The organism is Slackia isoflavoniconvertens, assembly GCF_003725955.1.
GTDB classification, from domain to species: Bacteria; Actinomycetota; Coriobacteriia; order Coriobacteriales; family Eggerthellaceae; genus Slackia; species Slackia isoflavoniconvertens.
Genome location: NZ_QIBZ01000004.1, coordinates 157,542 through 183,255, shown reverse-complemented (window position 1 = coordinate 183,255; position 25,714 = coordinate 157,542). Strand labels below are relative to the sequence as shown.

General features: G+C 56.4%; 25 protein-coding genes. 21 read left to right on the top strand and 4 right to left on the bottom strand.

Features of this window, described 5'->3' with window-relative positions:
• Window positions 1–113 precede the first annotated feature (113 nt).
• Window positions 114–575 (top strand): hypothetical protein, encoded by a 462-nt coding sequence (locus DMP05_RS03470; RefSeq protein WP_148039685.1) that lies wholly within the window; start codon window positions 114–116, stop codon window positions 573–575.
• Between the two features lie 77 nt (window positions 576–652).
• Here DMP05_RS03470 and DMP05_RS03465 read toward each other — a convergent pair whose 3' ends face one another.
• Entirely contained in the window at window positions 653–1,093 is a 441-nt protein-coding gene (locus DMP05_RS03465) for a MerR family transcriptional regulator (RefSeq protein ID WP_123219171.1), read from the bottom strand.
• A 105-nt stretch (window positions 1,094–1,198) separates the two neighbouring features.
• Between DMP05_RS03465 and DMP05_RS03460 the strand changes: the two genes are divergently transcribed.
• The 5 genes from DMP05_RS03460 to DMP05_RS03440 all read left to right on the top strand — a co-directional run bounded on the left by DMP05_RS03460 (window position 1,199) and on the right by DMP05_RS03440 (window position 5,316).
• On the top strand, window positions 1,199–1,738 hold the full coding sequence (locus DMP05_RS03460; RefSeq protein ID WP_123219170.1) for a flavodoxin family protein: 540 nt from the start codon (window positions 1,199–1,201) through the stop codon (window positions 1,736–1,738).
• Window positions 1,739–1,799: 61 nt separating this feature from the next.
• Window positions 1,800–2,567: a carboxymuconolactone decarboxylase family protein gene (locus tag DMP05_RS10090; RefSeq protein WP_123219169.1), complete on the top strand. Its 768-nt coding sequence runs from the start codon at window positions 1,800–1,802 to the stop codon at window positions 2,565–2,567.
• Between the two features lie 2 nt (window positions 2,568–2,569).
• Window positions 2,570–3,541, top strand: a complete 972-nt coding sequence (locus DMP05_RS03450) for an alpha/beta hydrolase (RefSeq protein WP_123219168.1) — start codon at window positions 2,570–2,572, stop codon at window positions 3,539–3,541.
• A gap of 147 nt (window positions 3,542–3,688) precedes the next feature.
• Window positions 3,689–4,219, top strand: coding sequence for a flavodoxin family protein (locus tag DMP05_RS03445; protein WP_123219167.1), 531 nt, complete (start codon window positions 3,689–3,691; stop codon window positions 4,217–4,219).
• 68 nt (window positions 4,220–4,287) lie between these two features.
• Window positions 4,288–5,316: a DNA methyltransferase gene (locus tag DMP05_RS03440; RefSeq protein ID WP_123219166.1), complete on the top strand. Its 1,029-nt coding sequence runs from the start codon at window positions 4,288–4,290 to the stop codon at window positions 5,314–5,316.
• Window positions 5,317–5,535: 219 nt separating this feature from the next.
• Here DMP05_RS03440 and DMP05_RS09805 read toward each other — a convergent pair whose 3' ends face one another.
• Window positions 5,536–6,471, bottom strand: coding sequence for a response regulator transcription factor (locus DMP05_RS09805; protein WP_161957456.1), 936 nt, complete (start codon window positions 6,469–6,471; stop codon window positions 5,536–5,538).
• A 970-nt stretch (window positions 6,472–7,441) separates the two neighbouring features.
• Between DMP05_RS09805 and DMP05_RS03430 the strand changes: the two genes are divergently transcribed.
• A complete protein-coding gene (locus DMP05_RS03430) occupies window positions 7,442–8,890 on the top strand; it encodes a flavocytochrome c (protein ID WP_123219164.1) in 1,449 nt (482 codons plus the stop codon).
• Window positions 8,891–9,008: 118 nt separating this feature from the next.
• On the opposite strand, the gene DMP05_RS03425 is transcribed toward DMP05_RS03430, so the two are convergent.
• Window positions 9,009–9,596: a LysE/ArgO family amino acid transporter gene (locus DMP05_RS03425; RefSeq protein WP_211326842.1), complete on the bottom strand. Its 588-nt coding sequence runs from the start codon at window positions 9,594–9,596 to the stop codon at window positions 9,009–9,011.
• A 386-nt stretch (window positions 9,597–9,982) separates the two neighbouring features.
• Here DMP05_RS03425 and DMP05_RS03420 point away from each other — a divergent pair, with 386 nt between their 5' ends.
• The gene (locus DMP05_RS03420) at window positions 9,983–10,303 is read left to right on the top strand and encodes a rhodanese-like domain-containing protein (protein ID WP_123219162.1); all 321 of its coding nucleotides are present in this window, start codon (window positions 9,983–9,985) and stop codon (window positions 10,301–10,303) included.
• 70 nt (window positions 10,304–10,373) lie between these two features.
• Here the strand turns inward: DMP05_RS03420 and sdaAA are convergent, their stop codons facing one another.
• Window positions 10,374–12,044 carry an L-serine ammonia-lyase, iron-sulfur-dependent, subunit alpha gene (sdaAA, locus tag DMP05_RS03415; protein ID WP_123219161.1) on the bottom strand — a complete coding sequence of 557 codons (1,671 nt, stop codon included), beginning with the start codon at window positions 12,042–12,044 and terminating at the stop codon, window positions 10,374–10,376.
• 117 nt (window positions 12,045–12,161) lie between these two features.
• Here sdaAA and DMP05_RS03410 point away from each other — a divergent pair, with 117 nt between their 5' ends.
• The 13 genes from DMP05_RS03410 to DMP05_RS03350 all read left to right on the top strand — a co-directional run bounded on the left by DMP05_RS03410 (window position 12,162) and on the right by DMP05_RS03350 (window position 25,713).
• Complete coding sequence (locus DMP05_RS03410) at window positions 12,162–13,097, top strand: manganese-dependent inorganic pyrophosphatase (RefSeq protein WP_123219160.1); 936 nt, start codon at window positions 12,162–12,164, stop codon at window positions 13,095–13,097.
• 252 nt (window positions 13,098–13,349) lie between these two features.
• Window positions 13,350–14,141 (top strand): pyrroline-5-carboxylate reductase, encoded by a 792-nt coding sequence (proC, locus tag DMP05_RS03405; RefSeq protein WP_123219184.1) that lies wholly within the window; start codon window positions 13,350–13,352, stop codon window positions 14,139–14,141.
• Window positions 14,142–14,577: 436 nt separating this feature from the next.
• Window positions 14,578–15,387 (top strand): C39 family peptidase, encoded by an 810-nt coding sequence (locus tag DMP05_RS03400; RefSeq protein ID WP_183907121.1) that lies wholly within the window; start codon window positions 14,578–14,580, stop codon window positions 15,385–15,387.
• Window positions 15,388–15,542: 155 nt separating this feature from the next.
• A complete protein-coding gene (locus tag DMP05_RS03395; protein ID WP_123219158.1) occupies window positions 15,543–16,775 on the top strand; it encodes a dicarboxylate/amino acid:cation symporter in 1,233 nt (410 codons plus the stop codon).
• A gap of 695 nt (window positions 16,776–17,470) precedes the next feature.
• Window positions 17,471–17,842, top strand: a complete 372-nt coding sequence (gene rpsL / locus DMP05_RS03390) for a 30S ribosomal protein S12 (RefSeq protein WP_114616158.1) — start codon at window positions 17,471–17,473, stop codon at window positions 17,840–17,842.
• An 80-nt stretch (window positions 17,843–17,922) separates the two neighbouring features.
• Window positions 17,923–18,393, top strand: coding sequence for a 30S ribosomal protein S7 (gene rpsG / locus DMP05_RS03385; protein ID WP_123219157.1), 471 nt, complete (start codon window positions 17,923–17,925; stop codon window positions 18,391–18,393).
• A gap of 13 nt (window positions 18,394–18,406) precedes the next feature.
• Window positions 18,407–20,512, top strand: coding sequence for an elongation factor G (gene fusA / locus DMP05_RS03380; RefSeq protein WP_123219156.1), 2,106 nt, complete (start codon window positions 18,407–18,409; stop codon window positions 20,510–20,512).
• A 28-nt stretch (window positions 20,513–20,540) separates the two neighbouring features.
• On the top strand, window positions 20,541–20,855 hold the full coding sequence (gene rpsJ / locus DMP05_RS03375; RefSeq protein WP_221182916.1) for a 30S ribosomal protein S10: 315 nt from the start codon (window positions 20,541–20,543) through the stop codon (window positions 20,853–20,855).
• A gap of 12 nt (window positions 20,856–20,867) precedes the next feature.
• Window positions 20,868–21,488 (top strand): 50S ribosomal protein L3, encoded by a 621-nt coding sequence (gene rplC, locus DMP05_RS03370; protein ID WP_114616161.1) that lies wholly within the window; start codon window positions 20,868–20,870, stop codon window positions 21,486–21,488.
• Between the two features lie 29 nt (window positions 21,489–21,517).
• The gene (rplD, locus tag DMP05_RS03365; protein ID WP_114616162.1) at window positions 21,518–22,144 is read left to right on the top strand and encodes a 50S ribosomal protein L4; all 627 of its coding nucleotides are present in this window, start codon (window positions 21,518–21,520) and stop codon (window positions 22,142–22,144) included.
• The gene (rplW, locus tag DMP05_RS03360) at window positions 22,144–22,428 is read left to right on the top strand and encodes a 50S ribosomal protein L23 (protein WP_114616163.1); all 285 of its coding nucleotides are present in this window, start codon (window positions 22,144–22,146) and stop codon (window positions 22,426–22,428) included. The genes rplD and rplW overlap by 1 nt, the downstream gene beginning before the upstream one ends.
• A 381-nt stretch (window positions 22,429–22,809) precedes the next feature.
• Complete coding sequence (locus DMP05_RS03355; RefSeq protein ID WP_123219155.1) at window positions 22,810–24,414, top strand: ABC transporter substrate-binding protein; 1,605 nt, start codon at window positions 22,810–22,812, stop codon at window positions 24,412–24,414.
• Between the two features lie 342 nt (window positions 24,415–24,756).
• A complete protein-coding gene (locus DMP05_RS03350; protein WP_123219154.1) occupies window positions 24,757–25,713 on the top strand; it encodes an ABC transporter permease in 957 nt (318 codons plus the stop codon).
• Window position 25,714 lies beyond the last annotated feature (1 nt).

The window sequence follows — 25,714 nt, the reverse complement described above, 5'->3', positions numbered from 1 at the left end:
AGTCCTACCGCGTCCGCCATGCCCTCATGCAGGAGGGCTAGCCGCTCAGAAAGCGTGCGCACTTCCGATGCTCAGGCTGCTCAATTTCCGATGCTCTTTTTGCTCAAATCCTCTTGACGAAACACAGCGTCGACGACGGTGAGGTGCGACGACACGGCGACGAGGTGTCGGCGGGGACGCTGTTCACCCACCTCGACCCCGCCCTGGCCAAGGCCGGCCCGCTGCCGTCGACCAACAACATGATCGAGGGAGGGGTGAACTCGCAGCTGGGGGCCGTCCCGCGCAACCACCGGGGGCCGACGTCGGCCAAGCGCGTGAAGGCGGTGTTCCGGTGGTGCCACGCTCACTCGGGGGACGCAAGGACGGCGCGCAAGAAGCTCGCCGCGATGCCGACCGACGCGGACATCGACTTCCTGTTCAGCGCCTACCCCGCCTCGCCGTCGCGCGAGGACGGAGGGCTGGAGTGGGGCGACAGGGCCGTGTGGGGGACCTCCACCACAGGGACCCGTACCCGTTCTGGCTGGATTAATGGATGGAAACGGATGTCCTATCGGGACACACATTTTGCCCTATAAGCCTGATTCGGAGGCCTTCTCTTTGCATTGCTACCTAAAAACGGCTCGTCGCCAAAGCCCTTTGAGGCCGGGCGGCTTTATCGTGCGTGGGCGTTCTCGTAGACATCTTTAATCTCCTCCGGCAGATCGTCGGGAATCAGCGCCTCCAGCCTATCCTCGCTGCCATCTTGAATCGCCTGCTCGTAGTACCAGCATTTGAACCTCAGCATGTCCAGCGCGCGGTTCATCTTCGCGATCTCCGACTCCATGTGGGCCTTTCGCTCCTCGAACATGGCTTTGCGCTGGGGGTAAGTGGACGGGCCCTCTGCGCACCATTCCATGAACAGCCGGATATCCTTGATCTCCATTCCCGCCTTTTTCAGACATTCGATGACCCGAAGCGCTTCGAGTTCCGTATCGCCGAACCGGCGAATGCCGGATGCTCGCTCCAGGCCCGGGAACAATCCCTGCTTGTCGTAATACCGCAGCGTGGAAACGGGCAGACCGAACATCTCCGCCACCTGTCCGATTGTGTACATGGCTCCTCCGGATAAATCTCGAATTCACTTCTTGACCTAAAGCCAGGTTTAGGTATTACCTTCATTCTCGTCAATATAAATCGCGAGTTCAAGGGGTATTCCGTAATGGGCAAAACGGTTTTGATAGTCTCTTCAAGCCCTCGAAAGAATGGCAATTCCGAGACGCTGGCGGACGCCTTCGCCAAAGGAGCGCGGGAAGCGGGCCACAGCGTGGAGACCGTGCACCTGCGCGAAAAGCAGCTCGGCTTCTGCAAGGGCTGCCTTGCCTGCCTAAAGCTGGGGCGCTGCGTCATCCAGGACGATGCCGTGGAAATTGTCGCCAAAATGCGCGATGCGGATGTGTTGGTGTTCGCAACGCCCGTCTACTACTACAGCGTCTGCGGCCAGCTCAAGACCATGCTGGACCGCGCCAACCCGCTTTTCGGCTCCGATTACGCATTCACCGAGGCGTATCTATTGGCGACGGCGGCGGAGAGTGGGCGCTCGACCTTCGACGGCGCGAAGAAGGCCGTGCAGGGATGGGTCGACTGCTTCTCCCGCTGCACGCTTGCCGGAACGGTTTTCGCCGGCGGCGTGAACGGCGTGGGCGACATCGCCGGGCATCCTGCTCTGGAGCAGGCGCAACGAATGGGCATGGAAATTTAGGTGCGGCTTAGCTGTGCGGAAGCAGTTTTGCACTCAAAACCATCGACAGGAGGAATCAAACATGACGATTAAGCAGACGGCGGGCAGAGATGCCCTGGGGGATTTTGCCCCCAAATTTGCACAGCTCAATGACGATGTGCTGTTCGGTGAGGTGTGGAGTCGAGAAGACGGGCTTTCCCTTCGAGACCGCAGCGTGGTGACGGTTGTGGCCTTGATGGCACAGGGGCTGACGGACTCTTCGTTTCAATATCATCTGATGTCCGCAAAGAACAACGGCGTGACCAGGACGGAGATAGCGGAAATCCTTACACACGCGGCGTTTTACGCGGGATGGCCCAAGGCGTGGGCGGCCTTTCGCATGGCGAAGGAGGTCTGGGCGGATGAGCGCGACGATGTCGATGAAAAGGCCAAGCACCAAAACAAGATGGCCTTCCCCATCGGCGCGCCCAACGACGCATTCGCGAAGTACTTTATCGGGCAAAGCTACCTCGCGCCCCTTTCCACCGAGCAGGTCGGCATTTACAACGTTACGTTCGAGCCCGGCTGCCGCAACAACTGGCACATCCATCACGCCAAAAGCGGCGGCGGGCAGATTCTCGTCTGCGTGGCTGGTCGAGGGCTTTACCAGGAATGGGGCAAACCGGCACAGGAGCTGTGCCCTGGCGACGTGGTCAACATCGCCCCGGGTGTGAAACATTGGCACGGAGCCGCGCCCGACAGCTGGTTCTCCCATCTCGCGGTGGAGGTTCCGGGCGAGGAGACCTCCAACGAGTGGTTGGAGCCTGTGGATTACGAGCAATACCTTAAAGCGACAAACAAGCAGGCTTAGGCATGGAGCAGTTGAAACTGACGCAGGAATGGGACAAGGTGTTCCCTAAAAGCGAGATGGTGGGGCACGGCAAGGTGACATTCCACAACCGATACGGCATCACGCTGGCGGCCGACGTGTACGTGCCGAAGAACGCGGAAGGCAAACTGCCCGCCATCGCCGTCAGCGGCCCGTATGGCGCGGTGAAGGAGCAGTCCTCCGGCCTATATGCGCAGAAAATGGCGGAGCTGGGCTTTTTCACACTTGCCTTTGACCCGTCCTATACCGGCGAGAGCGGCGGCACGCCCCGCTATGTAGCATCCCCGGACATCAACACCGAGGACTTCTGCGCAGCGGTGGATTTCCTCTCTGTGCAGGAAAGTGTTGATCCGGAGCGTATCGGCATCATCGGTATCTGCGGTTGGGGCGGCATGGCAGTCAATGCAGCAGCCATCGACACCCGTATCAAAGCTACCGCGGCTATGACCATGTACGATATGACCCGCGTGACTGCAAACGGCTATTTTGACGCCGAGGATTCCGAGCAGGCACGCTTTGAAAAGCGGAAAGCGTTGAACGCGCAGCGCACCGAGGATTATAAAAACGTCAGCTATGCGCTGGCGGGCGGCGTGATCGACCCGCTACCGGAGGATGCGCCGCAGTTTGTAGCGGACTATTACGCCTACTACAAGACATCGCGAGGCTATCATCCCCGCAGCCTGAACTCCAACGGCGGCTGGAATGTGACGTCTTCGCTGTCCTTTTTGAATATGCCGATTTTGCAATATAGCAACGAAATCCGCTCCGCCGTGCTGCTGGTGCACGGCGAGAAGGCGCACTCCCGCTATTTCAGCGAAACCGCGTACAACAAGCTGACGGGGGACAACAAGGAATTGCTCATTATCCCCAGTGCCAGCCACACCGACCTTTACGATCAGATGGACGTCATTCCGTTTGAAAAGCTGAAAGCATTCTTTGAGGAATATCTGAAATAAGGCGTGTCTTGATTTAATGCCAAGTCCCCAGCAACGATTCTTCTAAAGAGTGGGAGTAGCCAAAACGGGGCGATTGAATAACTCCATCCGTTTTGGTTACAACATAATGTGTGCCGCGCGCCTGCGGCATGAAGGAGGGAGATTTCTATGAATATCGTTGTATTGAGTGGTAGCCCGCGCAAGGGCGCCAATACCGACACCATGGTCGAGGCGTTTGCCGAGACCGCGCGTGAGGGCGGCCATACGGTCGAGGTCATTCGCGTTGCCAGCAAGAAGATCGCCGGCTGCTTGGGATGCCAGTACTGCTTTGCCCATAAGGGCGTCTGCGTGCAGAAGGACGACATGGCCGACGTGATCGAGTCGCTGAAAGGCGCCGATATGGTCGTCTTTGCTTCGCCTATCTACTGGTTTGATATCACTGCGCAGGAGAAGGCCGCCATCGACCGCCTGTACGCCTTCGGTGCTACGGGCTTCCCGTTCACCAAGACGGCCCTTTTGCTCGATAGCCACAGCGAGGGCGTCCATGATGCGGCGATCGCTATGTACAAGTCAACCTGCGCGTACTGCAAGTGGGAGGACCAGGGCATTGTCACCATCAGCGGCATGACCGAGCGCGACAGCATGGCATCGTCGCCCAAGTTGGAAGAGGTGCGAGAGCTCGCTCGCAAGCTCGCCTAGGACAAGAAGAACGCATGGCAATCAGCACAAGCGGAAAAGCTTGCCGCCCTTACCAGAAGGATCGCTGATTGCCATGCATAGTTGCTGACATTTTCTTTTGTAACTTTGCTGGCTGCTCGGCGCTCGCTTCTATCGAATGCTCAAGCTGGGACACCTCGAGCGTGACCGGCATGGCGGGTATGTTCTTTTGTTGCCTGTTGCTGTCCGCCGCGGACGTTTCCTCCTGGGATGTCTCTCGCGTTACCAGCTGCGATTGCATGTTTGCTGGTTGCAGAGTTCTCAAGCCCACTGGTTCTTTCTGGTTTCATTTGGGCAATGATTGCGTCAATGGAAACCTCGCGCTCATCCCCGCGAGAGTGGCCATTCGTCTTACCGATGAAGTTGGGTTTACCCTGCACAACCAAATTGCGTGGAATAAACTCACGGCTGCTCCAGGGGCTGCCGAAGGTAAGCTGTGCTCCCTTTGGGAACCTATTTTCTTTTTCAGCAAAGAGCCCCAGGGTTACTTCTACGATGCTGGCGCCGCATTTGAGTTGCCACGTAAAGCCAGAAAAATAATACAGGGCGTAGCCGTTTCTGCTGCTGGCATGTCGGACGCTCGCTATCGCAGGAAAGTCGAGCGTTCAACCAAGCTGAGCGATTCCGAAAAATCAAATGCGTATGCTGCCCTTGATAAGATGCTGCACCTTGTCGAATGTGGCAAAGTGTCCGATTTCAGCATGGTCTTACGCAGGGGAATTCGTACTGCCCATAGAAACTCTACTGGGTTGTCGGCGGGTGAGAAGGAGCTTGCTGAAAATGGATTACACTTTATAAAGTTCAAGAGGAATAGCGCACTGGTATCCGATGTCTGGAATGTCTTCCCTGAAGATGAGCACAGCGGCGAATACCACTATGCTCCCTTTCCCGAGGATCTTGTGAAAAATCCTATTGCGCTCACTTGCCCTGAAGGTGGAATCGTTCTCGATCCTTTCGTTGGCACGGGCACGACGTGCAGGGTGGCTCAGGAAATGGGGTACAAGTCGGTTGGCATTGAATCGCCTGCCGTTTATATGAAACTGGCCAGGGAGGGGTGCAATGGGAATGCGTCGTTCTAATGAGTGAGGCCGTTTCATTCCTTGCGGTTGTATGCCCCGTTGGCACATTTCGGTTGGCCTTGCGCCGCTCTTGACAATTTGGGACATAAGGCAATTCCGCTAGCTTGGGTTGAACGGCACACTACGGCTTTAGGGGAGTGTGGATCTTATTCATGAGATTGATTTCTCTGCATCGTTCCTCTTGTAGCGAGAGGGTTCACTATATATCTGCGGAGCTTCTTATTGGGCTCTTACGAGGTCGATGAGTTCTTGCTTCGAATGAACCTCCAGTTTTTGGTATACATGACGAATGTGCATCTTCGCGGTGTTTCGCGATATGCACAGGTCGTTTTCTATAGTTGAGATATCCCTGCCGAGTGACAGGAGCCTAAACACTTCGATTTCGCGCGGGGTAAGTTGGCATGTGTGCGCGATAGCTTCGAGTGCGCGCTCCGTGCGGTCGTCGCATATGGCATCGAATTCCATATGCGAAGTTGTGCTCGTTTGTGCTTTGCTGGGCGCAAAAGGCTTCTGGCGAAGTTCTGCATGCGTATGGTCCAAGTGTTCTTGATCGGCCTCGTTCTCGTTGCGGCCGCATGTATCGTTTTCCATGCCAATGAGCGTTGCGGTTTCTTCGAGCGCGGAAACCCGACTGTCGGTTTCGCGTGCGGTTGATTCCTTTTCGATTTGGACAAATGCTTCCGTCGAACCGCGTCCCAAGAACAGCGCGACCATGAAATATACGAAGATGACGACGAGCGAGCCTGCCTGAATTGCGCTCGCGTCTGCATTGGAAAGGACGAGCATGCTTCGAGCGATTAATGCGCCCAGGAGATGACCGAACGCAACGCACAGGCGTGCAAACGCGGCTGCCACAAGCGTTTTTCGGCTTTGACGTGCGGCGCTCGCCGCCATTGCCCATGCTGCCGCTTCTAAAACGGTGGTGCCTAAGGTTGCTAAAATCGTTTGGCAATCTGGAACGGTAGAGTCGATGAGCGGAGCCACGAGGAAGGCTGCCGCGACGCATGCGAGACCGACGCTCAGAAGGTTTGAAAGGCTCACGTGCGCATCGGTCGGAATCAAAAGGGCGCAGAACGCGACAAGGGCGATGGCGATAAAAGGCGACGCGCTTAAAGCGTCGTTGGTTTGTAGCCCCGAGCGCATAAAACCAAGCATGAAGGACGTGCTTACAAGTATGGCGAGGAATGGTCCCGTGAATACGTTTCGAAGAGGGAGCTGGTTGCGCGATTCGTTTGGTTGGCTCTTTGTCAATTGGGTGCCCGAGGGCGCGTGCGCTGCTTCAGGCCCTTCTGTGCATAAAAGCGCTGCGATGCAGATGATTGCAACAGCGCAGAGGGCGAACCCTGCGCATATGCCAATGAGGGGATGCCAGAGCTGTTGGACATTAATCGAAGATAGTATCGACTGAGCAACGAACGCGCCTGAGATGCCTGTAAGCGAGGCTTTCGTCGAATCAGCCTTTTTAATGCGTGAATAGCAGCACACCAAGGCAATGGTGAGCGGGGCTCCAAAGAGCTTCATGGCGAAGCCGCATGCCAAGGCAAGCGCGCCTTTGGCTCCGTAGATAAATCCGAGCGAGCCCGCAAGCGATATGAAGAGGCATGCCGTGCTGCATGCAATCAGGTGCGCGGCTCGCTTTCTGGCGGTTTCGCCATTGCCATCGAAGATGCTCGGTTCTCTGATAGCGATGGCGCATGCAACGAGATAGACGCAGAGCGATACGATGCGCATCCAAAGCGTTGTGTAGGGCGTGCCCGAAAGCGCGGCGACATGCGCATCGATTGACCAAATCCCCCCGAATGCGCATGCAAGTCCGGCTGTTGCGCACGCTGCTTTCTGTCTTGAACTCATGTAATTCCCTCCAACGCCTTCGGCCTTTCGTGCTGAAGCGTGTTCAGCAGTATAGTCGTTTTGAAACCTTGGCGCTTTGGGTATGGGTGTTCATGTGGGTGTAAAAGATGTTATGCAAGCTATTGAACTGGGTAAACGTTAAAACACCCAAATTGGGCGTAGACGATAAACCTATGAAATATCTAGGATAATGCCCACTTAACGGGCGTGAAGGGCTCGCTAAGGAAGGTTCAAAGCGTAATGAACCAGAGGGAATCATTAGGAGGGATTTCTTATGGCAATGCAAATTTCACGTCGAAATTTTGTTGTAGGCGCGGCAACTGTTGGTGCGATGGCTGCTTTTGGCATGGCGGGCTGCTCCAGCAAAGGTAACGGCAAGGCAGAAAGTAAGGCCGAAGAATACGACATCGTTATCGTGGGTGCTGGTGGAGCGGGCATGTCTGCTGCCATCGCGGCGCATGATGCAGGCGTTGAGAAGGTCGTCGTTCTTGAGAAAGAAGGCAATGTCGGCGGCAACACGAATTTCTCGTCTTCGGGCATGAACGCTTCCGAAACGAAATTCCAGAAGGCTCAGGGCATCGAGGACTCCAATGAGCTTTTTGCCCAGGAAACCTTGGATGGCGGTCACGATACTGGCAATCCGGAGCTCGTCCACTTCATGTGCGATAACTCCGCCGGAGCTATTGATTGGCTTGATGGCTTGGGCATCACGCTTGACAATATTACGATGACGGGCGGCATGTCGGTGAAGCGCTGCCATCGCCCGACCGACGGCTCTGCTGTCGGCAAGACCATTGTTCCTGGTTTGCAAAAGGCCGTTGAGGATCGTGGCATCGAAATCAAGACAAATTGTAACGTCAAGGAGCTCGTGCAGGCCGACGATGGATCGATTACCGGCGTGAAAACCGACAAGGGCGACTACAGCGCCAAGGCTGTTATTCTCGCCGCAGGCGGTTTGGGTTCCAATCCCGACATGATTACGAAGTATCGCCCCGACCTTGAGGGGTATGTTTCTACCAACCAGCCTGGCGCTACAGGTGATGGCTACGCAATGGCCGAAGCGGTTGGCGCACAGCTGATTCAGATGGATCAGATTCAGATTCACCCGACTGTCGAACAGAGCTCTTCTATGCTGATAGCAGAGGGCCTGCGCGGTGGCGGCGCAATTCTGGTCAACTCCGAAGGCAAGCGCTTCTTCAATGAAATGAGCACGCGTGACAAGGTCTCTGCCGCAGAGCTTGAGCAGCCGGGTAAATTTGCGTGGGAGGTTTTCGATCAGACCGTTTACGACAAGAATAAAGCCGCTGCGAACTACGACAAGAGCGGCCTTGTGAAGAAGGGCGACTCGGTCGAGGCCTTGGCTAAAGAAATCGAGGTTGATGCAGCTACCTTGCAGGCGACCATCGATGCCTACAACAAGCTCACGACCGAGGGCGCAACCGATGAATTCGGTCGTACTCAGGGCATGATTGAATTCCAGCCTGGCAATATGTACGCCATTAAGGTTGCTCCTGGCATTCATCACGAGATGGGCGGCATTAAGATTAATGTCGACAATCAGGCTCTTGGTGAAGGCGACGAGCCGATTAAAGGCCTGTATGCTGCGGGCGAAGTAACGGGCGGCATTCATGGCAACAACCGTATTGGCGGCAACGCCGTTTGCGACATCACGGTGTTTGGCAAGAATGCCGGCGAGGTTGTCGCAAAGGCCATTCAAGGCTAACGATAAGACTCACTATTTCAATACACCCTCCCTTTGGCGGGGCTCGCATATGCGGGCCCCGTTTTTTTTGCTAGCGGTTGGGCCGTTGTGCCGTTGGCTGCTGTTTTGTGGGGGCGTTTTATCCGAAAATCATTCTTGCCAAATCGAAAAGCAGCTTTGCTCCGTAGCAAATGATCACAACGCCGCAAAGGCGATTGAGCCAGGTAAGGGTGCGCGTATTGATTTTGGCTCCGAGCAAATTCGACGCAATGGCAAGGCTGTTGAACCAAATGAAGCTTGCCGACGTGAAGCCGAGGATGAAGGGAAGGTCGCCGCCTGCTGGTAGCGTTGCCCTGAATGCCCCCAACATCATGGTGCCATCGATGAGGGCTTGTGGGTTGAGCCATGTCACAACGAATGCGGCAGCGATGATCTTCAAGAATGGCTGGTTGACGTCTTTGCCGCCATCCAAGCTCGCTTCCGTCCTAATAAGGCCTATGCCTATGTATATAACCAGTATGCCGCCAAGCCCCAGCATGATTTTCTTAAGCCACGGAAACGCGTCCATGAGCGCCCCAGCTCCCAAGAAACACGTAACTCCCAGGGAGATGTCCCAGAACACAACTACGAGAGACGTCGCCAGTGCTCGACCGAACGTATGACTTAACGCGCTGTTGATGACGAAGAGGTTCTGCATGCCGATAGGGGCAAGAAATGCCAGCCCCAACGATAATCCTTGAAGAAAAACAGGTAGCATGCTCAAACACTCCTTGCTGTTTGGGGCCGGTAGACACCGACCTGTTAAATGCTCGTAGCGTTTAACAGGTCGGCGGGAGAGTTGGGGTTTCGGGCAGGCGGCCTTGCAGGCAATGGAGGGGGCGTCGGTGCCTGATGCATCGGCGATGAGTCCATGCCGGTTGCCTGGTTGAGCAGCAAATAACGGGGGTTGTCGCTCTGGTCCATCCAGATTTTGCCGCTTTAAAACACGAGAACCTCCTTACAAATGACTGTAATATTAGTATTTTACAAGTGGACTATAGTTGAAATCCAACGTCGGCGTGCAAACGTGTCGCCGCTTTGCGAGGGCGTTTGAAGAAAGATGAGGAGCACCGCATGAGCTTTATAGACTTGATTACAGGAGCCACTATTAACAGGGGCGTTGACCGGTGGCGCGCGACCGATGGCGCGGTTTTGATTGATGTGCGTAGTGAAGAAGAATATGGACAGGGCCATATTCCTGGGAGCGTCAATATCCCCCTTAACGACATTAAGCGCGTGCTTCAGGAATATCCGGAAAAGGAGACCCCGATTTTCGTCCATTGCCTCACGGGGTCGAGAAGCGGTCAAGCGCTCTCGTTTTTGAAGCGTTCGGGTTACACCAAGGTTGAGAATATCGGCGGCATCACGGGCTATAAAGGGGAAGTGGTTCGCTAGCGTTCCTGTGCGAAAAGGGCGAGACGGATGTGTTAAATGCTACGAGCATTTAACACATCCTGCTGGTTTGCTAGTTCATGCAGCCTTCGCAGAATGCGCATGCGGAAGGCGTTGCGGCAAGGCCGCCGAGTGCGCTTTCTCGAAGCTCGAAGGGAAGGGAATTGCCCACGCGCCGCATGGCTTCAACGGTTTCGTCGAAGTTCGCGAGGTTGCCAATGCCCGCAAGCGCGATTTGCGCCGATACGATTGCGTTGGCGACGCCCGTGGCGTTGCGCTTCTGGCAGGGCGCTTCGACCAGGCCTGCGACGGGGTCGCACACAAGGCCCATGAGCCCGCAAAGCGCATTGCTCGCTGCGGCGAAGCATTGTGCGGGCGTTCCTCCGAAAAGCTCGCATGCCGCGCTTGCGGCCATGGCGCTCGCGGCGCCAACTTCGGCTTGACAGCCGCCTTCGGCTCCGGCAACCGTAGCATTCCTCGTGATCAAATACCCAATTGCGGCTGCGTTCGCTAAAGCGTTGATGAGCTCTTCATCGCTGGATCCATGTTTATCTTGCGCCGCTAAAAGCATTGCGGGCACGACACCTGAAGAACCGGCTGTGGGGGCCGCGACAATGCGCCCCATAGACGCGTTCGTTTCGAGCACCGCCATGGCATACGTGGTTGCGCGGGCGAGCATGGGGTCGGCGATGCATGCGTTGGCCGTGCCGCTATCCGTTTTGGCCTCGAGCTTCGAAAGCGCGGCTGCCTCTCCACCAATGAGGCCGCCCATCGAACGCACGGGCGATGCTATGGGCGCGGTTGCCGATTCGCGCATAACGGAAAGCACGCGTTCCAAATAGCGTCGCGTGTTGTCGACCGCGACGCCATCGGCTGCAAGCATGCACCGTTCGCGGCGGCACATTGCCTCAGAAATTGCGATGCCTTCATGTTCGCAATAGGCGAGCATTTCTGCCCCGCATGCAAAATCGAGTTCTTCAAAACGGGCGGCGGCTTCCTGCGGGGTGAATTCGGCGGCGAAACCGCCGGCGTTTTCCGCATTGCCTTTCACGGGGGCAACCGCTTCGCTCGCTCGGTCGCTTTTCACGATGCGCACGTCGAAGATGTCTGGATGCTTCGCGATGCTTGCGGCCACGCGCTCGTCGATTTCGTCATCGGTTTGCATAATGGTGTAGGCGAGCTCGCCTTTTCGTTCGCGGAACAGCTTTGTGGTGGCGATATTCACGTCGAATACCGAAAGGCATGTCGCGATGTGCGCGAGCACGCCTGCCACGTCGCGTTGCTTCACGACGATGCTGTGATATTCGCCCGTCAGGCGCACGTCGATGCCGTTGATGCGCGTGATGACCGCTGCGCCTCCGCCAATGCTTTCTCCACGCATGGAAACATGAGAACCCGTGGAATCGGTGACTTCGATGCATACGGTGTTGGGGTGGGGCATCGGTTCGTTCGGGCGCGGCTCGAATGTGAAACTCAAGTCTTGTTGTTTGGCGATTTCGAATGAATCGCGAATGCGTTCGTCGTCGGCCGCCATGCCGAGCAGGCCTGCGACAAGGGCTTTGTCGGTGCCGTGTCCGCGATAGGTGTGGGCAAAGCTGCCGTATAGATGAAAGGCCACCTGGCGAGGCTCGCCCGCGAGCAAACGGCGGCACATGCTCGCGATGCGAAGCGCGCCCGCGGTGTGGCTGCTCGATGGGCCAATCATAATGGGGCCGATGATATCTCGAATGCCAAGAATCCTCATGTTTGGCCTTTCTGCTGGGAATTCTATGGGTCATTGCACACGAACGGGCTCGCGTGATTCTGCCATGGTACACTGTTTCGCTGCGATTTGTATGAAGTGAAACAAGGAGGAAACCCTATGCCTTCGATTCTGGTGTTCGGTCACAAGAATCCCGATAACGACGCGATTTCGGCTGCGATTGGCTATGCCTATCTGAAGAACGAACTCGCCAAGAAGAACGGCGAAGATGTGACGTACGAAGCTGTTCGCCTCGGCGGTCTCCCGCCCGAGACCGAGTGGATTCTTTCCGAGAATGGCATCGAGACCCCGCGTCTCATCGAGGGTGTGGGCGAAGGCGATAAGGTGATTCTTGTCGACCACAGCGAGGCGCTGCAGTCTGCCGAGGGCCTCGAGAATGCCGAGATTGTCGAAATTATCGACCACCATCGTCTGGGCGGCCTTACCACCGCGCAGCCGCTGCGCTACAACGCCATGCCTGTTGGCTCGACCTGCGCGATTGTTGCTCGCGAGTTCGGCATCGAGGGCATCGAAATGCCTAAGGCTATCGCTGCCGTGCTGTTGGGCGCCATGCTCACCGACACGGTGATCATGAAGTCTCCTACCACCACGAATTTCGACCGCGACATCATCGCGAAAACGGCTGAATTCGTTGGCGTTGACCCGGTGGAGTACGGCATGAGCATCTTCAAGTGCCGCTCCAACCCGGCCGAGCTGCCTGTCGATAAAATCGTGAACGCCGATGCGAAGGAATTCGAGCTTTCGAACGGCAACAAGGTTTATATCGGCCAGTTCGAAACCGTCGACCTTCAGGCCGTGCTTGGTCGCGAGGCTGAGATTCGCGAGGCCATCAAGGCTCTCGTTGCCGAGAAGGGCTACCAATTCGTGCTCTTCTTCGCGACCGACATTCTGGCTGAGGGCAGCCAGTTCATTTGCGAAGGCGATACCGAATTCGTGAACAAGGTCTTCGGCATCGATGTCACTGGCAAGAGCGTATGGATGCCGGGCGTCCTTTCGCGCAAGAAGCAGGTTGCTGCGCCGATTCTCGCGGCTTAATTGAAAGGCCGGCCTTTCGGGGCCGGCCTCTTGCTTTCGCGCGGTATCGTCTGCGACGCGATATTGCGGGTTATTCCGCAACCCATTCCTGAAACGATGCGAAAGAACGTTTTGGGAATGGGTTGCAGCATTTGCGGATGAATCGCTTCCAGAGCGTTCTCCATGCGGCTTTGTGCTACGGTCTGATGTCTTCGACGCGGGCGGGAAGGCTCTGCGATGCGAGTTCGAACTTCCTCTTTTAAGGTGGGCCTCATGCATAAGATTGGTTTTGTTGGGTGCGGCAATATGGGCCGCGCTATGCTTTCTGGCGTGCTTTCTGCTGGCTTGTGCGAATCTGGCGATATCATCGTTTCCGCGCGTACGCAGAAAACGCTCGATGCCGTTCATGAGGAATTCGGTGTCAATGTGGCTTCGAACAATGGCGATGCGGCAAAAGCCGAGATGGTTATTTTGGCCGTCAAACCTCAAATGTACGAATCGGTTATTGCCGAAGTCGCGCCCTCGCTTTCGAGCGAGGCGATCGTAGTCTCCATTGCTCCTGGTAAAACGCTTTCATGGCTTGCCGAAAAAACGGGCGCGAAAAAAATCGTGCGATTGATGCCCAATACACCTGCTGCCATTGGCTGCGGTATGACGTCTGTTGCGTATGGCGACGGGCTTGACGAGGCCGACAAGGCTCGCGTCATGGCTTTCGTCCAATCGTTTGGCGAAGGCGAGGTGCTCTCTGAGCACCTTTTCGATGCCGCAACTGCCGTCGCTGGTTGTTCTCCAGCATATGTATATATGTTCATCGAGGCCATGGCCGATGCTGGCGTTGCCGAAGGGTTGCCCAGGGCATCGGCATATCGCATGGCCGCGGCTGCCGTTGCGGGCTCGGCTCGTATGGTGCTCGAAACGGGCCAGCATCCCGCCGCGCTGAAAGATGCTGTCTGCTCGCCTGCCGGCACGACCATCGAAGGCCTTCGCGTGCTCGAGGAGAAAGGCATGCGTTCGGCGGTCATCGAGAGCCTTTTGGCAACGATTGAAAAAGCCAAGCGCCTCTAGCTGGCTTATTGCTGATACGAATTGCTGTTATCTATATAAGAAGGATTCGAGCGTGCTGCCGAACGACGAAGACAAGAAAATATCAATCGAAAACGAAACGCGTGATGCTGCTCGCATCCGCCTTGAGCGTAGGCAGGCTTCGAAAAAAGACGTTTCCTTTGATGATGATATTTTCGATCTTTCGGGGCGCAGTGCTCATCGACCCAAGAATGCCCGAGATGCCGGTGGAGATCATGCCGGTAGTCATAATTCTCATTCACGGATGCATGGCAGGTCGTTTCGTTCCGATTATCGTGGTGTTCGTTATATCGCGGCTTCGCTGTCGTCTCTCTCGTCGATTCCGAGATCTGTCGTCATTTGTGTCGTTGCGGTTCTTGTTATCTTTTCGCTGATGGTTGTTGCTTCTCGTTTCGGGCATACTCCCGAAATTGCCTCGTTGGATACTTTTGAGGAAGTAGAAAGCGTTCCAGGCGAAGACGGGGATGCTTCTGGTGATGCGGAAATTGCGGATTTCTCTCTATTGCCCGCGGGTTTAGATGCAAAAACGCGCGAATCTCTCGAAGCTCAATCTGATGACCCGCGTATCGTGAGCATTGTGAATAATGTTGTCGCTCTTGGTAAAACGGGGGAGCACTACCAGCAGAAAATGCTGGAACTTGCCGCTAAAGACCCCGAGGCTCTTGATTATGTTGCCGATTTTCCCGATCGATATCCTGCAAGTTCGGGTGCGGCGTACTCTGATACCGTGGCGCGGGGATCGGTTCCCGACTTGAAACAATGGGATCAGCGTTGGGGCTATGTCGAGTATTGCGGCGCCGCTCTTGGTTCTACGGGATGCTGTCCCACGTCGCTTTCTATGGTCTATATGGCGCTCACGGGCAAAACCGACAAGTCGCCCGCCGACATGGCCGCTCTTGCGACCGCCGATGGGTATGCGGTCGATGGGGAAGGGACCATCGGCGAATTTCTTGTTAATGATGCCGGAAAGCTTGGCCTTGCGTGCGAGGAATTCTCTCCCTCCGCAGCAAGCCTCGTTCGCTATCTCAAAAACGGCTTCGTCGTGATCGTTAACGTAGGTCCTGGTGATTTCACCGATAGCGGTCACTTCTTCGTTGCGCGAGGCATTTCGAGTGACGGCACGATTCAAATCAACGACCCGTATTCCAGTGTGAATACCGTGAAAACTTGGGACGCGAATGCAATCGCGAATCAGTCGATTATGATGTACGCCTTTCACGTCGCTTAGGCGCTGTGCCGGCGTGCGTCGTCTTCTTCTGGCTGGCTTTCACGAACGTTTTCGTCCATTAATCCATGAGTCCTCATGCCTCGTCGTTGTGGGCCGCATAACATGGTATTGTTTGCGTTTTCGGGCTTGTGCCGCATATTAGCACGGAGGTTTTCATGAAGAAGTTTTTCACCAGTCTGCCGTTTATCTTGCTCGTAGCGGTGGTCGCGGGCATTCTCGTTGGCCTTGTTGCCAACGAGGCGGTTATGAACGTGGTTGTGACGGTCAAGTACGTGCTCGGCCAGGTCATTATGTTCTGTGTTCCGCTTATTATCATCGGCTTTATTGCGCCGTCCATCACGAAGCTCGGCTCGAACGTGTCGCGCATTCTGGGCGTGGCTGTGCTTATCGCGTATTGCTCGAGCATTGGCGCTGCGCTGTTCTCGATGCTCGCCGGCTATGCGATCATTCCCAACCTGTCTATCGCCACGTCGGTTGAAGGACTCAAAGAGCTGCCCGATATCGTATTCCAGCTCGATATTCCACAAATCATGCCTGTTATGAGTGCGCTAGTGCTTTCCATTCTGCTTGGCCTTGCCGCGGTATGGACGCATGCCGATCTCATGTGCAAGCTGCTCGACGAGTTCCAGCGCATCGTTTTGTCCATTGTGACGCGCGTGGTTATTCCGATTCTGCCGTTCTTTATCGCTACGACGTTTTGCGGTCTTGCATATGAGGGCACCATTACGCGTCAGCTGCCCGTGTTCCTTGCGGTGGTGCTTATCGTCATCGTCGGCCATTACATCTGGCTTGCTATTCTGTACGGAATCGCCGGTGCTTATTCGGGAAAGAATACGTTGAAGGTTCTTCGCCAATACGGCCCCGCGTATTTGACGGCTGTTGGCACCATGTCATCCGCTGCGACGCTCGCCGTTGCGCTTCAGGGCGCCAATCGCGCTGTGCCTCCGCTGCGTCGCGATATGGTGAGCTTCGGCATTCCGCTTTTCGCCAACATCCATTTGTGTGGCTCGGTGCTCACGGAAGTCTTCTTCGTTATGACCATTGGTCAAATGATCAATGGATCCATGCCCGAGCTTTCTACCATGATTTTGTTCTGCCTGCTGCTTGGCGTATTCGCCATTGGCGCTCCCGGCGTTCCCGGCGGCACCGTTATGGCATCGCTTGGCCTTATTACGGGCGTGCTCGGTTTCGGCGATACGGCCACGGCGCTCGTGCTCACCGTATTCGCCCTGCAAGATAGCTTCGGCACTGCGTGCAATATCACGGGCGACGGCGCCTTGACGCTCATGCTTACGGGCTATGCCGACCGTCATGGGATTGAAGAGTCTGACGAGCATCGCCAGCTTTTCAATACCGAAGACGAAAAGAAAATTGGTTTTGCGAAATAGCGAACTTGCGTAACGGGTTTACGCGTTCCTTGAAATTACATATTGTTCTGGAAGCTGCGTTTTGCGGCTTCCTTTCTTTATGAGGGCGATTTGGAAAAGCGACAATCATCGGTCGTGTTTCGGAAGAGCGACTATTGACGTGCGTGCTTTTTAAAACACGATGCTTTGTCCGCGGTTCATACAATGGTTGCCTCGAGACGGCATACTGTCGTAATTTTCGCGCTGGAAAACGTGCCTTTCGAGCGCGGCGTTTCCTTGTGAGGTGCATGGGGATAGGCTTCCGCTTCGTAATGCAATATACACATTGCATTTTTGCGTTTCCTTCCACAAACCGTTGATTGGTTCAAGATTTTTTTGCCGATTCGTTCACAATTCCTCGACTTAATTATGATTAAAAGAGCTGTGACCTGGGAAAACGATATTTAAGATGAATAGATACGCCCGGGTGCGTGGCGTTTGACACTCTATTTTGACGATGGTAAAGTTTCGCCTTGCGTTTCGCGAGGGACGTTTGTTTGCGCCGGCGTGCTGCCAGGCTGCAGGCAAGGCCGAACGGTTTTCGAGCTCCTGGGTTGAACATTGAGCTTGGGAAGCGCAAGGCCAGGGGAGGGGCTGACCCACTCAGCCCAGGCAAGAACGAGCTTGCGCAGGTCGCTGGAAAGTGCCGGCAAGCCGTAAGATTTGAAGGAGAAGCTTTGCCTACTATTAACCAGCTGGTCCGCAAGGGCCGCGCCAAGCAGGTCGACAAGAAGAAGACCCCGGCGCTCAAGGGCAACCCCCAGAAGCGTGGCGTGTGCACGCGTGTGTACACCACCACCCCGAAGAAGCCGAACTCTGCACTCCGTAAGGTTGCTCGTGTTCGTCTCGTCAACGGCATGGAGGTTACCGCCTACATTCCTGGCATCGGTCACAACCTGCAGGAGCACTCCATGGTGCTTATCCGCGGTGGCCGTGTTAAGGACCTCCCGGGCGTGCGTTACAAGATTATTCGCGCCGCCCTCGACTGCGCTGCTGTGAATAACCGCATGCAGGCTCGCAGCCGTTACGGTGCTAAGCGCCCGAAATAAGTATGAGTAAGTCGCGCGGGCCGATAAAGGCCTAATGGGGAAATCCCCGGAAGCGCGCACAATCACCAAGGAGCACATTTATGCCTCGTCGTGCAGCAGCAGTCCGCCGCGAAGTTCAGCCGGACGCCGTGTACAACAACCGTTTGGTCACTCAGCTGATCAACAAAGTCCTCCTCGACGGCAAGAAGTCCCTCGCCGAGCGTATCGTCTACGGTGCGTTCGACATCGTCGCCGAGAAGACCCAGCAGGACGCCCTCAGCGTCTTCAAGAAGGCTATGGACAACGTTCGCCCCACCCTTGAGGTCAAGCCCAAGCGTGTTGGCGGCGCAACCTACCAGGTGCCGATGGAAGTCAACCCCCGTCGCGCCACCACCCTCGCCATCCGTTGGATCGTCGACTTCTCCCGTAAGCGCAAGGAGCACACCATGTCTCAGCGTCTTGCTGCTGAAATCATGGACGCCGCCGAGAACACTGGCGCGTCTGTCAAGAAGCGCGAAGACCTCTACAAGATGGCTGAATCCAACCGTGCATTCTCGCACTATCGTTGGTAGGGCGTGAGAGATAATGGCAAAGGCAAACGACCTTAATCTCACCCGTAACTTTGGCATCATGGCTCACATTGATGCCGGCAAAACCACCACGACCGAGCGTATCCTGTACTACACGGGCAAGACGCACAAAATCGGCGAGGTCCACGATGGCGCTGCCACCATGGACTGGATGGTTCAGGAACAGGAGCGCGGCGTAACTATTACCGCTGCTGCTACCACCTGCTTCTGGAAGAAAGATGGCGAAACCTATCGCTTCCAGATCATCGACACCCCGGGCCACGTTGACTTCACCGCTGAGGTCGAGCGTTCCCTCCGTGTTCTCGACGGCACCGTTGCCGTTTTCGACGCCGTCGCTGGCGTTCAGCCTCAGTCTGAGACCGTTTGGCGTCAGGCCGAGCGCTATGGCGTTCCTCGCATCGCGTTCATCAACAAGTATGACCGCGTCGGCGCCGACTTCCTGCATGCGATTCAGACGATGAAGGATCGCCTGGGTGCGAATGCAGTTGCCGCTCAGCTGCCCATGGGCGCTGAGGACAACTTCTGGGGCGTTATCGACCTCGTTACCATGACCGCATGGGACTTCAAGGCCGATGACAAGGGCATGACCTACCCCGAGCCGATGGATGCCATCCCGGCCGAGTTTGCCGACGATGCTGCCATCTACCGCCAGGAGCTCGTGGACGCCGCAGCCGACTGCGACGACGAACTCATGGAGAAGGTTCTCATGGACGAAGAGTTCTCCGTTGAAGAGCTCAAGGCTGCTCTGCGCAAGGGTGTAATCGCTTGCAAGATCAACCCCGTCTTCGTGGGTTCCGCTTACAAGAACAAGGGCGTTCAGGAACTCCTCGACGCCGTTGTCGATTACCTGCCTGCTCCGGGCGACGTTCCTGCCATCAAGGGCACCAACCCCGAGACTGGCGAGGAAGACACCCGCGAAGCCGACCCGAAGGCTCCCTTCTCGGCTTTGGCCTTCAAGATTATGGCCGACCCCTTCGTTGGTAAGCTTACGTACCTGCGTGTGTACTCGGGCAAGCTTGATTCCGGTTCCTACGTGGTCAACGCTACCAAGGACAAGAACGAGCGTATCGGCCGCCTGCTGCAGATGCACTCCAACCAGCGAGTCGACATCGATACTTGCGCTGCTGGCGACATCGTTGCCGTTGTTGGCCTGAAGAGCACCACCACGGGCGACACCCTGTGCTCCGAGGATGCTCCTATCATCCTTGAGTCCATGGAGTTCGCTGATCCCGTTATCGACATTGCTGTCGAGCCTAAGACCAAGGCTGAGCAGGACAAGATGAGCCTCGCGCTGCAGAAGCTGGCTGAGGAGGACCCGACTTTCCGCGTGTCCACCAACCACGAGACCGGCCAGACCATCATCGCTGGCATGGGCGAGCTGCACCTCGAAATCATCATCGACCGTCTGCTCCGTGAGTTCAAGGTCGAAGCGAACGTCGGCAAGCCGCAGGTTGCTTACCGCGAGCGTCCGGGCCACGAAGTGCTCGGCGCCGAAGGCAAGTTCGTGCGTCAGTCCGGTGGTCGCGGCCAGTACGGCCATGCGGTCATCAACATGTACCCGCAGGAAGCTGGCAAGGGCTACCTGTTCGAGAACAAGATCGTCGGCGGCGTTGTTCCCAAGGAATACATCCCCGCTATCGACAAGGGCATCCAGGAAGCGCTGCATTCTGGCGTTCTGGCTGGCTACCCGGTCGAGGACGTTCGCGTCGAGCTCATCGACGGTTCTTACCATGAAGTCGACTCCTCTGAAGCCGCCTTCAAGGTTGCTGGCTCTATGGCCATCAAGGACGCTCTGCGCAAGTCTGACCCCGTCATCCTCGAGCCCGTCATGGCTGTCGAAGTCGAAACTCCCGATGAGTACACCGGCTTCGTTATGGGCGACATCCCGAGCCGCCGCGGCATGATTCAGGGCCAGGAGCAGCGCAGCGGCGCTGTGGTCATCTCTGCGAAGGTGCCTCTGGGTATGATGTTCGGCTACGCCACCGACCTGCGTTCTGGTACGCAGGGCCGTGCGACGTACACCATGCAGTTCGATTCCTACGAGCCCGTTCCCAAGAACGTGGCTGCGGATATTATCAGCAAGGCCGGCGGCAACGCCTAATCGGCGAACCGCTTAATTCATGGAGGAAATGAAAGTGGCTAATCAGAAGATTCGCATCCGCCTGAAGGGCTACGACCATGAGATCGTGGATCAGTCCACCAAGCTCATCGTCGACACCGCCCAGAAGACCGGTGCCAAGGTTTCCGGACCTATCCCTCTGCCCACCGAGCGCAACCTGTACTGCGTCGTCAAAGGCCCGCACAAGGATAAAGACTCTCGCGAGCAGTTTGAGATGCGCACGCACAAGCGCCTGATCGACATTCTCGAGCCCACCCCGAACACGGTTGATTCGCTGATGCGCCTCGACCTCCCGGCTGGTGTCGACATCGAGATCAAGCTGTAAGGAGTGCATGAGATGATCAACGCTATCTACGGCAAAAAGATCGGTATGACTCAGATCTTCAACGAGGACGACCAGGTTGTGCCCGTCACTATCATCGTGGCTGAGCCCAACAAGGTTTGCCAGGTGAAGACCGCTGCTACCGACGGTTACGAAGCTGTTCAGCTTGGTTTTGGCGCCATCAAGCCCAAGAAGATCACCAAGCCCATGGGCGGCCATTTCGCCAAGCTCGGCACCGAGCCTGTTCGCTACCTGCGTGAGGTTCGCGTCGAGAATGCTTCTGAGTACAAGACCGGCGACCTGCAGACCGTTGCAGCTTTCGCCGACGTGAAGAAGGTCGACGTTACCGGCACTTCCAAGGGTAAAGGCTTCGCTGGCGTTATCAAGCGCCATGGCTTCGCTGGCGGCCCTGGCGGACACGGTGCTCACTTCCATCGCGCTCCCGGCTCTATCGGCCAGTGCGCCACGCCTTCCCGCGTCTTCAAGGGCGTTCGCCTTCCGGGTCACATGGGCTGCGACACCGTTACCGTGAAGAACCTCGAGGTTGTTCGCGTTGACGCTGAGCAGAACCTGATCCTCGTGAAGGGCGCCGTCCCGGGCGGCAAGAACGGCATCGTTCGCGTCCGCATGGCCTAGTGCCCCGCTTTATTAGGAGAAACACCACAATGGCTACTATTGACATCAAAGACGTCGCGGGCAAGACGGTTAAATCCGTCGAGCTGAACGACGCCGTGTTCGGCATCGAGCCGAACATCCACGTGATGCACACGGTCGTGCGTGCCTATCGCGCCGGCCTGCGTCAGGGCACTGCTAACACCAAGACCCGTGGCGAAGTTCGCGGCGGCGGCAAGAAGCCGTGGCGCCAGAAGGGCACCGGTCGTGCCCGCCAGGGTTCCATCCGCTCCCCTCAGTGGGTTGGCGGCGGCACCGTGTTCGGTCCCCACACCCGTTCTTACGCGTTCCGCGTGAACCGCAAGGAAGTCAAGCTTGCTATGCGCTCTGCGCTTTCCGCTAAGCTGGCCGACGAGCAGCTCACCGTGGTTGACCAGTTCGCCTTCGAGGCTCCTCGCACCAAAGATGCGAAGGCTTCCATGGAGGCCCTGGGCTTCGACAAGGTTCGTGCTACCGTTGTTATCGCTGACGACGACGTGAACACCTTCCTTTCGTTCCGCAACCTCGAGAACGTCAACATCATTCCCGTCTCGGCCGCCAACACCTACGAGCTCGTCGACAACAAGCAGCTCGTTCTGACCGTGGCCGCCCTGGAACGCCTCGAGGAGGTGCTTGCATAATGAAGGATCCCCGCGAGGTCATCATTCGCCCGGTTATCACCGAGCACAGCTACGACATGATGAACAAGAACACCTACACCTTCGAAGTCGCCAAAGACTCCAACAAGGTTGAGATTCGCCAGGCCATCGAAGCTATCTTCAATGTGACCGTGACGAAGGTGAACACCCTGAACGTCAAGTCGAAGCCGAAACGCGTTCGTATGCAGCCGGGTCGCACCCGCACCTGGAAGAAGGCCATGGTTACGCTGAAAGACGGCGACACCATCGAGCTCTTCAACGCGTAAGCTCTTTTTTGAATCGCCCTTTGGGCTTTTCGACAAAACGAGCTCAGCACGCTTGATTGAAAAAAGGCTGGCCGAATGGCCGGCCTTTTTTTGTGCCGTTCGTGCGGTTAAAGATGCCGCTTACCGCCGAAAGCACCCTTAAATATTACAAGTCATTACCCCACGCCTGAAACGTTTCGAATTTGGGGTATTCTACTTGTCGGCTTGAAGAGGGAAGGGCATTGCGCACGGGGAGCGATGCATTCGTGCTGGGCTCGGGCAGGGTTCTTTTTTGAATTTTGCCCGCGCCTTACTTGCACGGCCTCCAATATGAGCCGTGGGCGCTTTGATGCTTTGCTTGGAAGGTTGGGCATCGACTGTACCTTTTTGAAAGGGAGGATCATGGAAAACTCGTTTAACCTCGATCGCCGCACGTTCGTTGCTGGCTCCGCTGTGGCTGCTGCCACTGTTGGCCTGGGCCTTGCTGGTTGCGGCGGCGGAAGCGACGCTGGCTCTGAAGGTGCTACCGGCTCCACCGCGACCGCGGCTGAGGGCGGCACGCTGACCGGCGCTTGCTCTTACACGTCCACCAACGTGAACCCCATTGGCAACAGCTCTGCTCTGATGCTTGCTGCTACCTGGCATGTTTTCGAGGGCCTGTACGACCTCGATCTGCACACCTACAAGACCTACAATGCCCTGGCTGCCGACAAGCCGGTCAAGGTTTCCGAAACCGAGTATGAAGTTGCTCTTCGCGACGGTGCTAAGTTCTCCGACGGCACCGCGGTTACTGCCGCTGACGTTGTGAACGCGTTCGAGCTCAACATGGCCGACGCCACCTACGGTGCATTCCTTTCCTTCATCGACGCCGTTGCCGAGAAGGACGACACCACCGTCACCTTCACGCTGAAGTACCCCTTCGAAAGCCTGCTCGAGGGTCGTCTGTCCGTCGTTAAGGTTTTCCCGAAGAGCCTCACCGAGGACGACCTGAAGACCAAGCCCATCGGCTCTGGTCCGTGGATGTACGACTCCATCAATGGCGACGACGGCGGCGAAATTGACTTTTTGCCCAACGCCAACTACAACGGCGAGCACAAGGCTACCGCCGACAAGATGCAGTGGTTCATCCAGCTCGACGAAACCGCCCGTACCACCTCTTTGCAGGAGGCCACGGTTCAGGTTATGGAGAACGTTCCCGACGCCAACGCCGACCAGCTTTCCGCTGCTGGCGCTACCGTTGAGTACGTTCAGGGCTTCAACCAGCCGTTCCTTATGTTCAACACGCTGAAGGCTCCTTTCGACGACTATCGCGTTCGTCAGGCATTCTTCTACGCTATCGACGTTGACAAGCTCATCAGCAACCAGATGGCTGGTCATGCAAGCAAGGTTACTGGTTTCCTGCCCAAGGACCACAAGAACTATCACGAGGCTAAAACGGTGTACACCTATGACACCGAGAAGGCCAAGAAGCTGCTCGAAGAGGCCGGCGTGAGCGACCTTTCCTTCAAGCTTCTCACCAACAACAACTGGGTCAAGGGCCTTGCTGCTCAGATCAAGAACGACCTCGAGGCTGCTGGCGTTAAGTGCGAGATTCAGGAAGAGAAGATCAACTGGTCTGCTCTCGCTGAGTCCGATTCCGTGCTTGACTACGACGTCATGCTCACCCCTGGCGACCCGACCTGCTTCGGCAACGACCCCGACCTGCTCATGAGCTGGTGGTACGGCGACAACACCTGGACCCGCGGTCGTTCTTGCTGGGCTAAGGCTGCCGACGGCAAGTGGAAGGAGCTCCAGGAGCTCATGCAGGAGGCTCGCGAAGAGGCCGACGAGAAGGCTCAGCAGGAGCTGTGGAACCAGTGCTTCGACATCATCGCCGAATACTGCCCGCTGTACCCGCTGTTCCATCGCGAGGTTGCAACCGGCTACTGGGCCGACAAGATCGCAGGCTTCAAGCCCATCGCGACCACGGGCCTGGTCTTCATCGACGCTTCCGCTGCTGCCAACTAACGCAGAGAAGTCACCTGATGTTTTAAGGAACGCGCTTCGGCGCGTTCCTTTTTTTGTTGTTGAAACGTTGATGTGCGGTTTCCATGGCGAAAACTTGAATTCGATGGAGAGTGAACTATCCGTTCGCGCTTGAATATTGCCGTTTGCCGTCGAATTTAATCCGTCTGCGGGGGAGGGGGTCTGCGTTCGAATTCATCTCGAGAAAACAGCGGTTCTTATTCATCGGTGAGCGGCCTTTTCTGTATAATCAATAAGTCTGTTCTCTTGCCTTTGACGGGGAAGCGCAGGCTTGTTTTTTAGGGAAGCGGGCAATGCCCGCACGATTGCGAAAGGGGGAACACGGTGAGCAACCTCCTCAGATTGATTGGCCGACGCTTGATCGCTCTGCCAATCATGATCATCGGCGTCACTATCCTCGTGTTTTTCCTCATGTCGCTTTCGCCGATCGACCAGGCATATTCGGTCCTTGGCGAAAACGCGTCAGAAGCTCAGGTCATTCAGTATCGTGAAGAGCATGGCTTGAATGATCCGGTGCTTGTGCAGTACGGCAACTTCATGGTCGGCCTTGTTCAGGGCGACCTTGGCACCTATGGCGCCAACAACGCATCGGTCGCCGATCGCGTTGCGCAGGCACTGCCGGTTACGCTGCAGCTTACGTTTATGGGCTTGATCATCGCGGTGGTTCTTGCGACCATCCTCGGCATTGTTTCCGCCGTGTATCGAGACAAATGGCCCGACCAAGTTATCCGCGTGTTCTCAATCGCGGCTATCGCTACGCCCTCTTTCTGGCTGGCGGTTCTCATGATCTTGCTGTTCTCGTCTATGATGCATGTGCTGCCCGCATCCGGTGCGCTGCCCAGCTTTGCGCAAGACCCGGCTGGCTGGCTCGCCCGCATGGCGATGCCCGCTATCGCACTGGCTATTCCCGTCACTGGCCAGCTCACTCGTGTTATTCGCACCTCTATGGTCGAAGAACTCGATAAAGACTACGTGCGCACCGCGCTTGGCGCCGGCATTCCGAAGGGTGTCGTTATTGGCCGCAACGTGCTGCGCAATGCCCTTATTACGCCCGTTACCGTTCTTGGCCTTCGCATTGGCTACCTTATCGGCGGCGCGGTCGTTATTGAGGTCATTTTCAACCTGCCCGGCATGGGCATGGCCATTCTGTCCGGCATTCAGTCCAACTACACCATGCTCGTTCAGGGTGTCGTGTTGGTTGTTGCCGTGACGTTCATCATCATCAATATCGTGGTGGATATGCTCTATATCCTGATCGATCCGCGAATCAGGACGGTGTAGC

What these genes read in the sequence shown, in the direction of transcription:
- sdaAA (WP_123219161.1), bottom strand. Translation starts at nt 12,044, where the DNA reads ATGAGGATTCTTGGCATTCGAGATATCATCGGCCCCATTATGATTGGC.
- DMP05_RS03420 (WP_123219162.1), top strand. Translation starts at nt 9,983, where the DNA reads ATGAGCTTTATAGACTTGATTACAGGAGCCACTATTAACAGGGGCGTT.
- DMP05_RS03460 (WP_123219170.1), top strand. Translation starts at nt 1,199, where the DNA reads ATGGGCAAAACGGTTTTGATAGTCTCTTCAAGCCCTCGAAAGAATGGC.
- DMP05_RS03410 (WP_123219160.1), top strand. Translation starts at nt 12,162, where the DNA reads ATGCCTTCGATTCTGGTGTTCGGTCACAAGAATCCCGATAACGACGCG.
- proC (WP_123219184.1), top strand. Translation starts at nt 13,350, where the DNA reads ATGCATAAGATTGGTTTTGTTGGGTGCGGCAATATGGGCCGCGCTATG.
- DMP05_RS10090 (WP_123219169.1), top strand. Translation starts at nt 1,800, where the DNA reads ATGACGATTAAGCAGACGGCGGGCAGAGATGCCCTGGGGGATTTTGCC.
- DMP05_RS03430 (WP_123219164.1), top strand. Translation starts at nt 7,442, where the DNA reads ATGGCAATGCAAATTTCACGTCGAAATTTTGTTGTAGGCGCGGCAACT.
- rpsJ (WP_221182916.1), top strand. Translation starts at nt 20,541, where the DNA reads ATGAAAGTGGCTAATCAGAAGATTCGCATCCGCCTGAAGGGCTACGAC.
- DMP05_RS03450 (WP_123219168.1), top strand. Translation starts at nt 2,570, where the DNA reads ATGGAGCAGTTGAAACTGACGCAGGAATGGGACAAGGTGTTCCCTAAA.
- rplC (WP_114616161.1), top strand. Translation starts at nt 20,868, where the DNA reads ATGATCAACGCTATCTACGGCAAAAAGATCGGTATGACTCAGATCTTC.
- DMP05_RS03445 (WP_123219167.1), top strand. Translation starts at nt 3,689, where the DNA reads ATGAATATCGTTGTATTGAGTGGTAGCCCGCGCAAGGGCGCCAATACC.
- DMP05_RS03395 (WP_123219158.1), top strand. Translation starts at nt 15,543, where the DNA reads ATGAAGAAGTTTTTCACCAGTCTGCCGTTTATCTTGCTCGTAGCGGTG.
- rplD (WP_114616162.1), top strand. Translation starts at nt 21,518, where the DNA reads ATGGCTACTATTGACATCAAAGACGTCGCGGGCAAGACGGTTAAATCC.
- DMP05_RS03355 (WP_123219155.1), top strand. Translation starts at nt 22,810, where the DNA reads ATGGAAAACTCGTTTAACCTCGATCGCCGCACGTTCGTTGCTGGCTCC.
- fusA (WP_123219156.1), top strand. Translation starts at nt 18,407, where the DNA reads ATGGCAAAGGCAAACGACCTTAATCTCACCCGTAACTTTGGCATCATG.
- rpsG (WP_123219157.1), top strand. Translation starts at nt 17,923, where the DNA reads ATGCCTCGTCGTGCAGCAGCAGTCCGCCGCGAAGTTCAGCCGGACGCC.
- DMP05_RS03465 (WP_123219171.1), bottom strand. Translation starts at nt 1,093, where the DNA reads ATGTACACAATCGGACAGGTGGCGGAGATGTTCGGTCTGCCCGTTTCC.
- rplW (WP_114616163.1), top strand. Translation starts at nt 22,144, where the DNA reads ATGAAGGATCCCCGCGAGGTCATCATTCGCCCGGTTATCACCGAGCAC.
- DMP05_RS09805 (WP_161957456.1), bottom strand. Translation starts at nt 6,471, where the DNA reads ATGCTTGGTTTTATGCGCTCGGGGCTACAAACCAACGACGCTTTAAGC.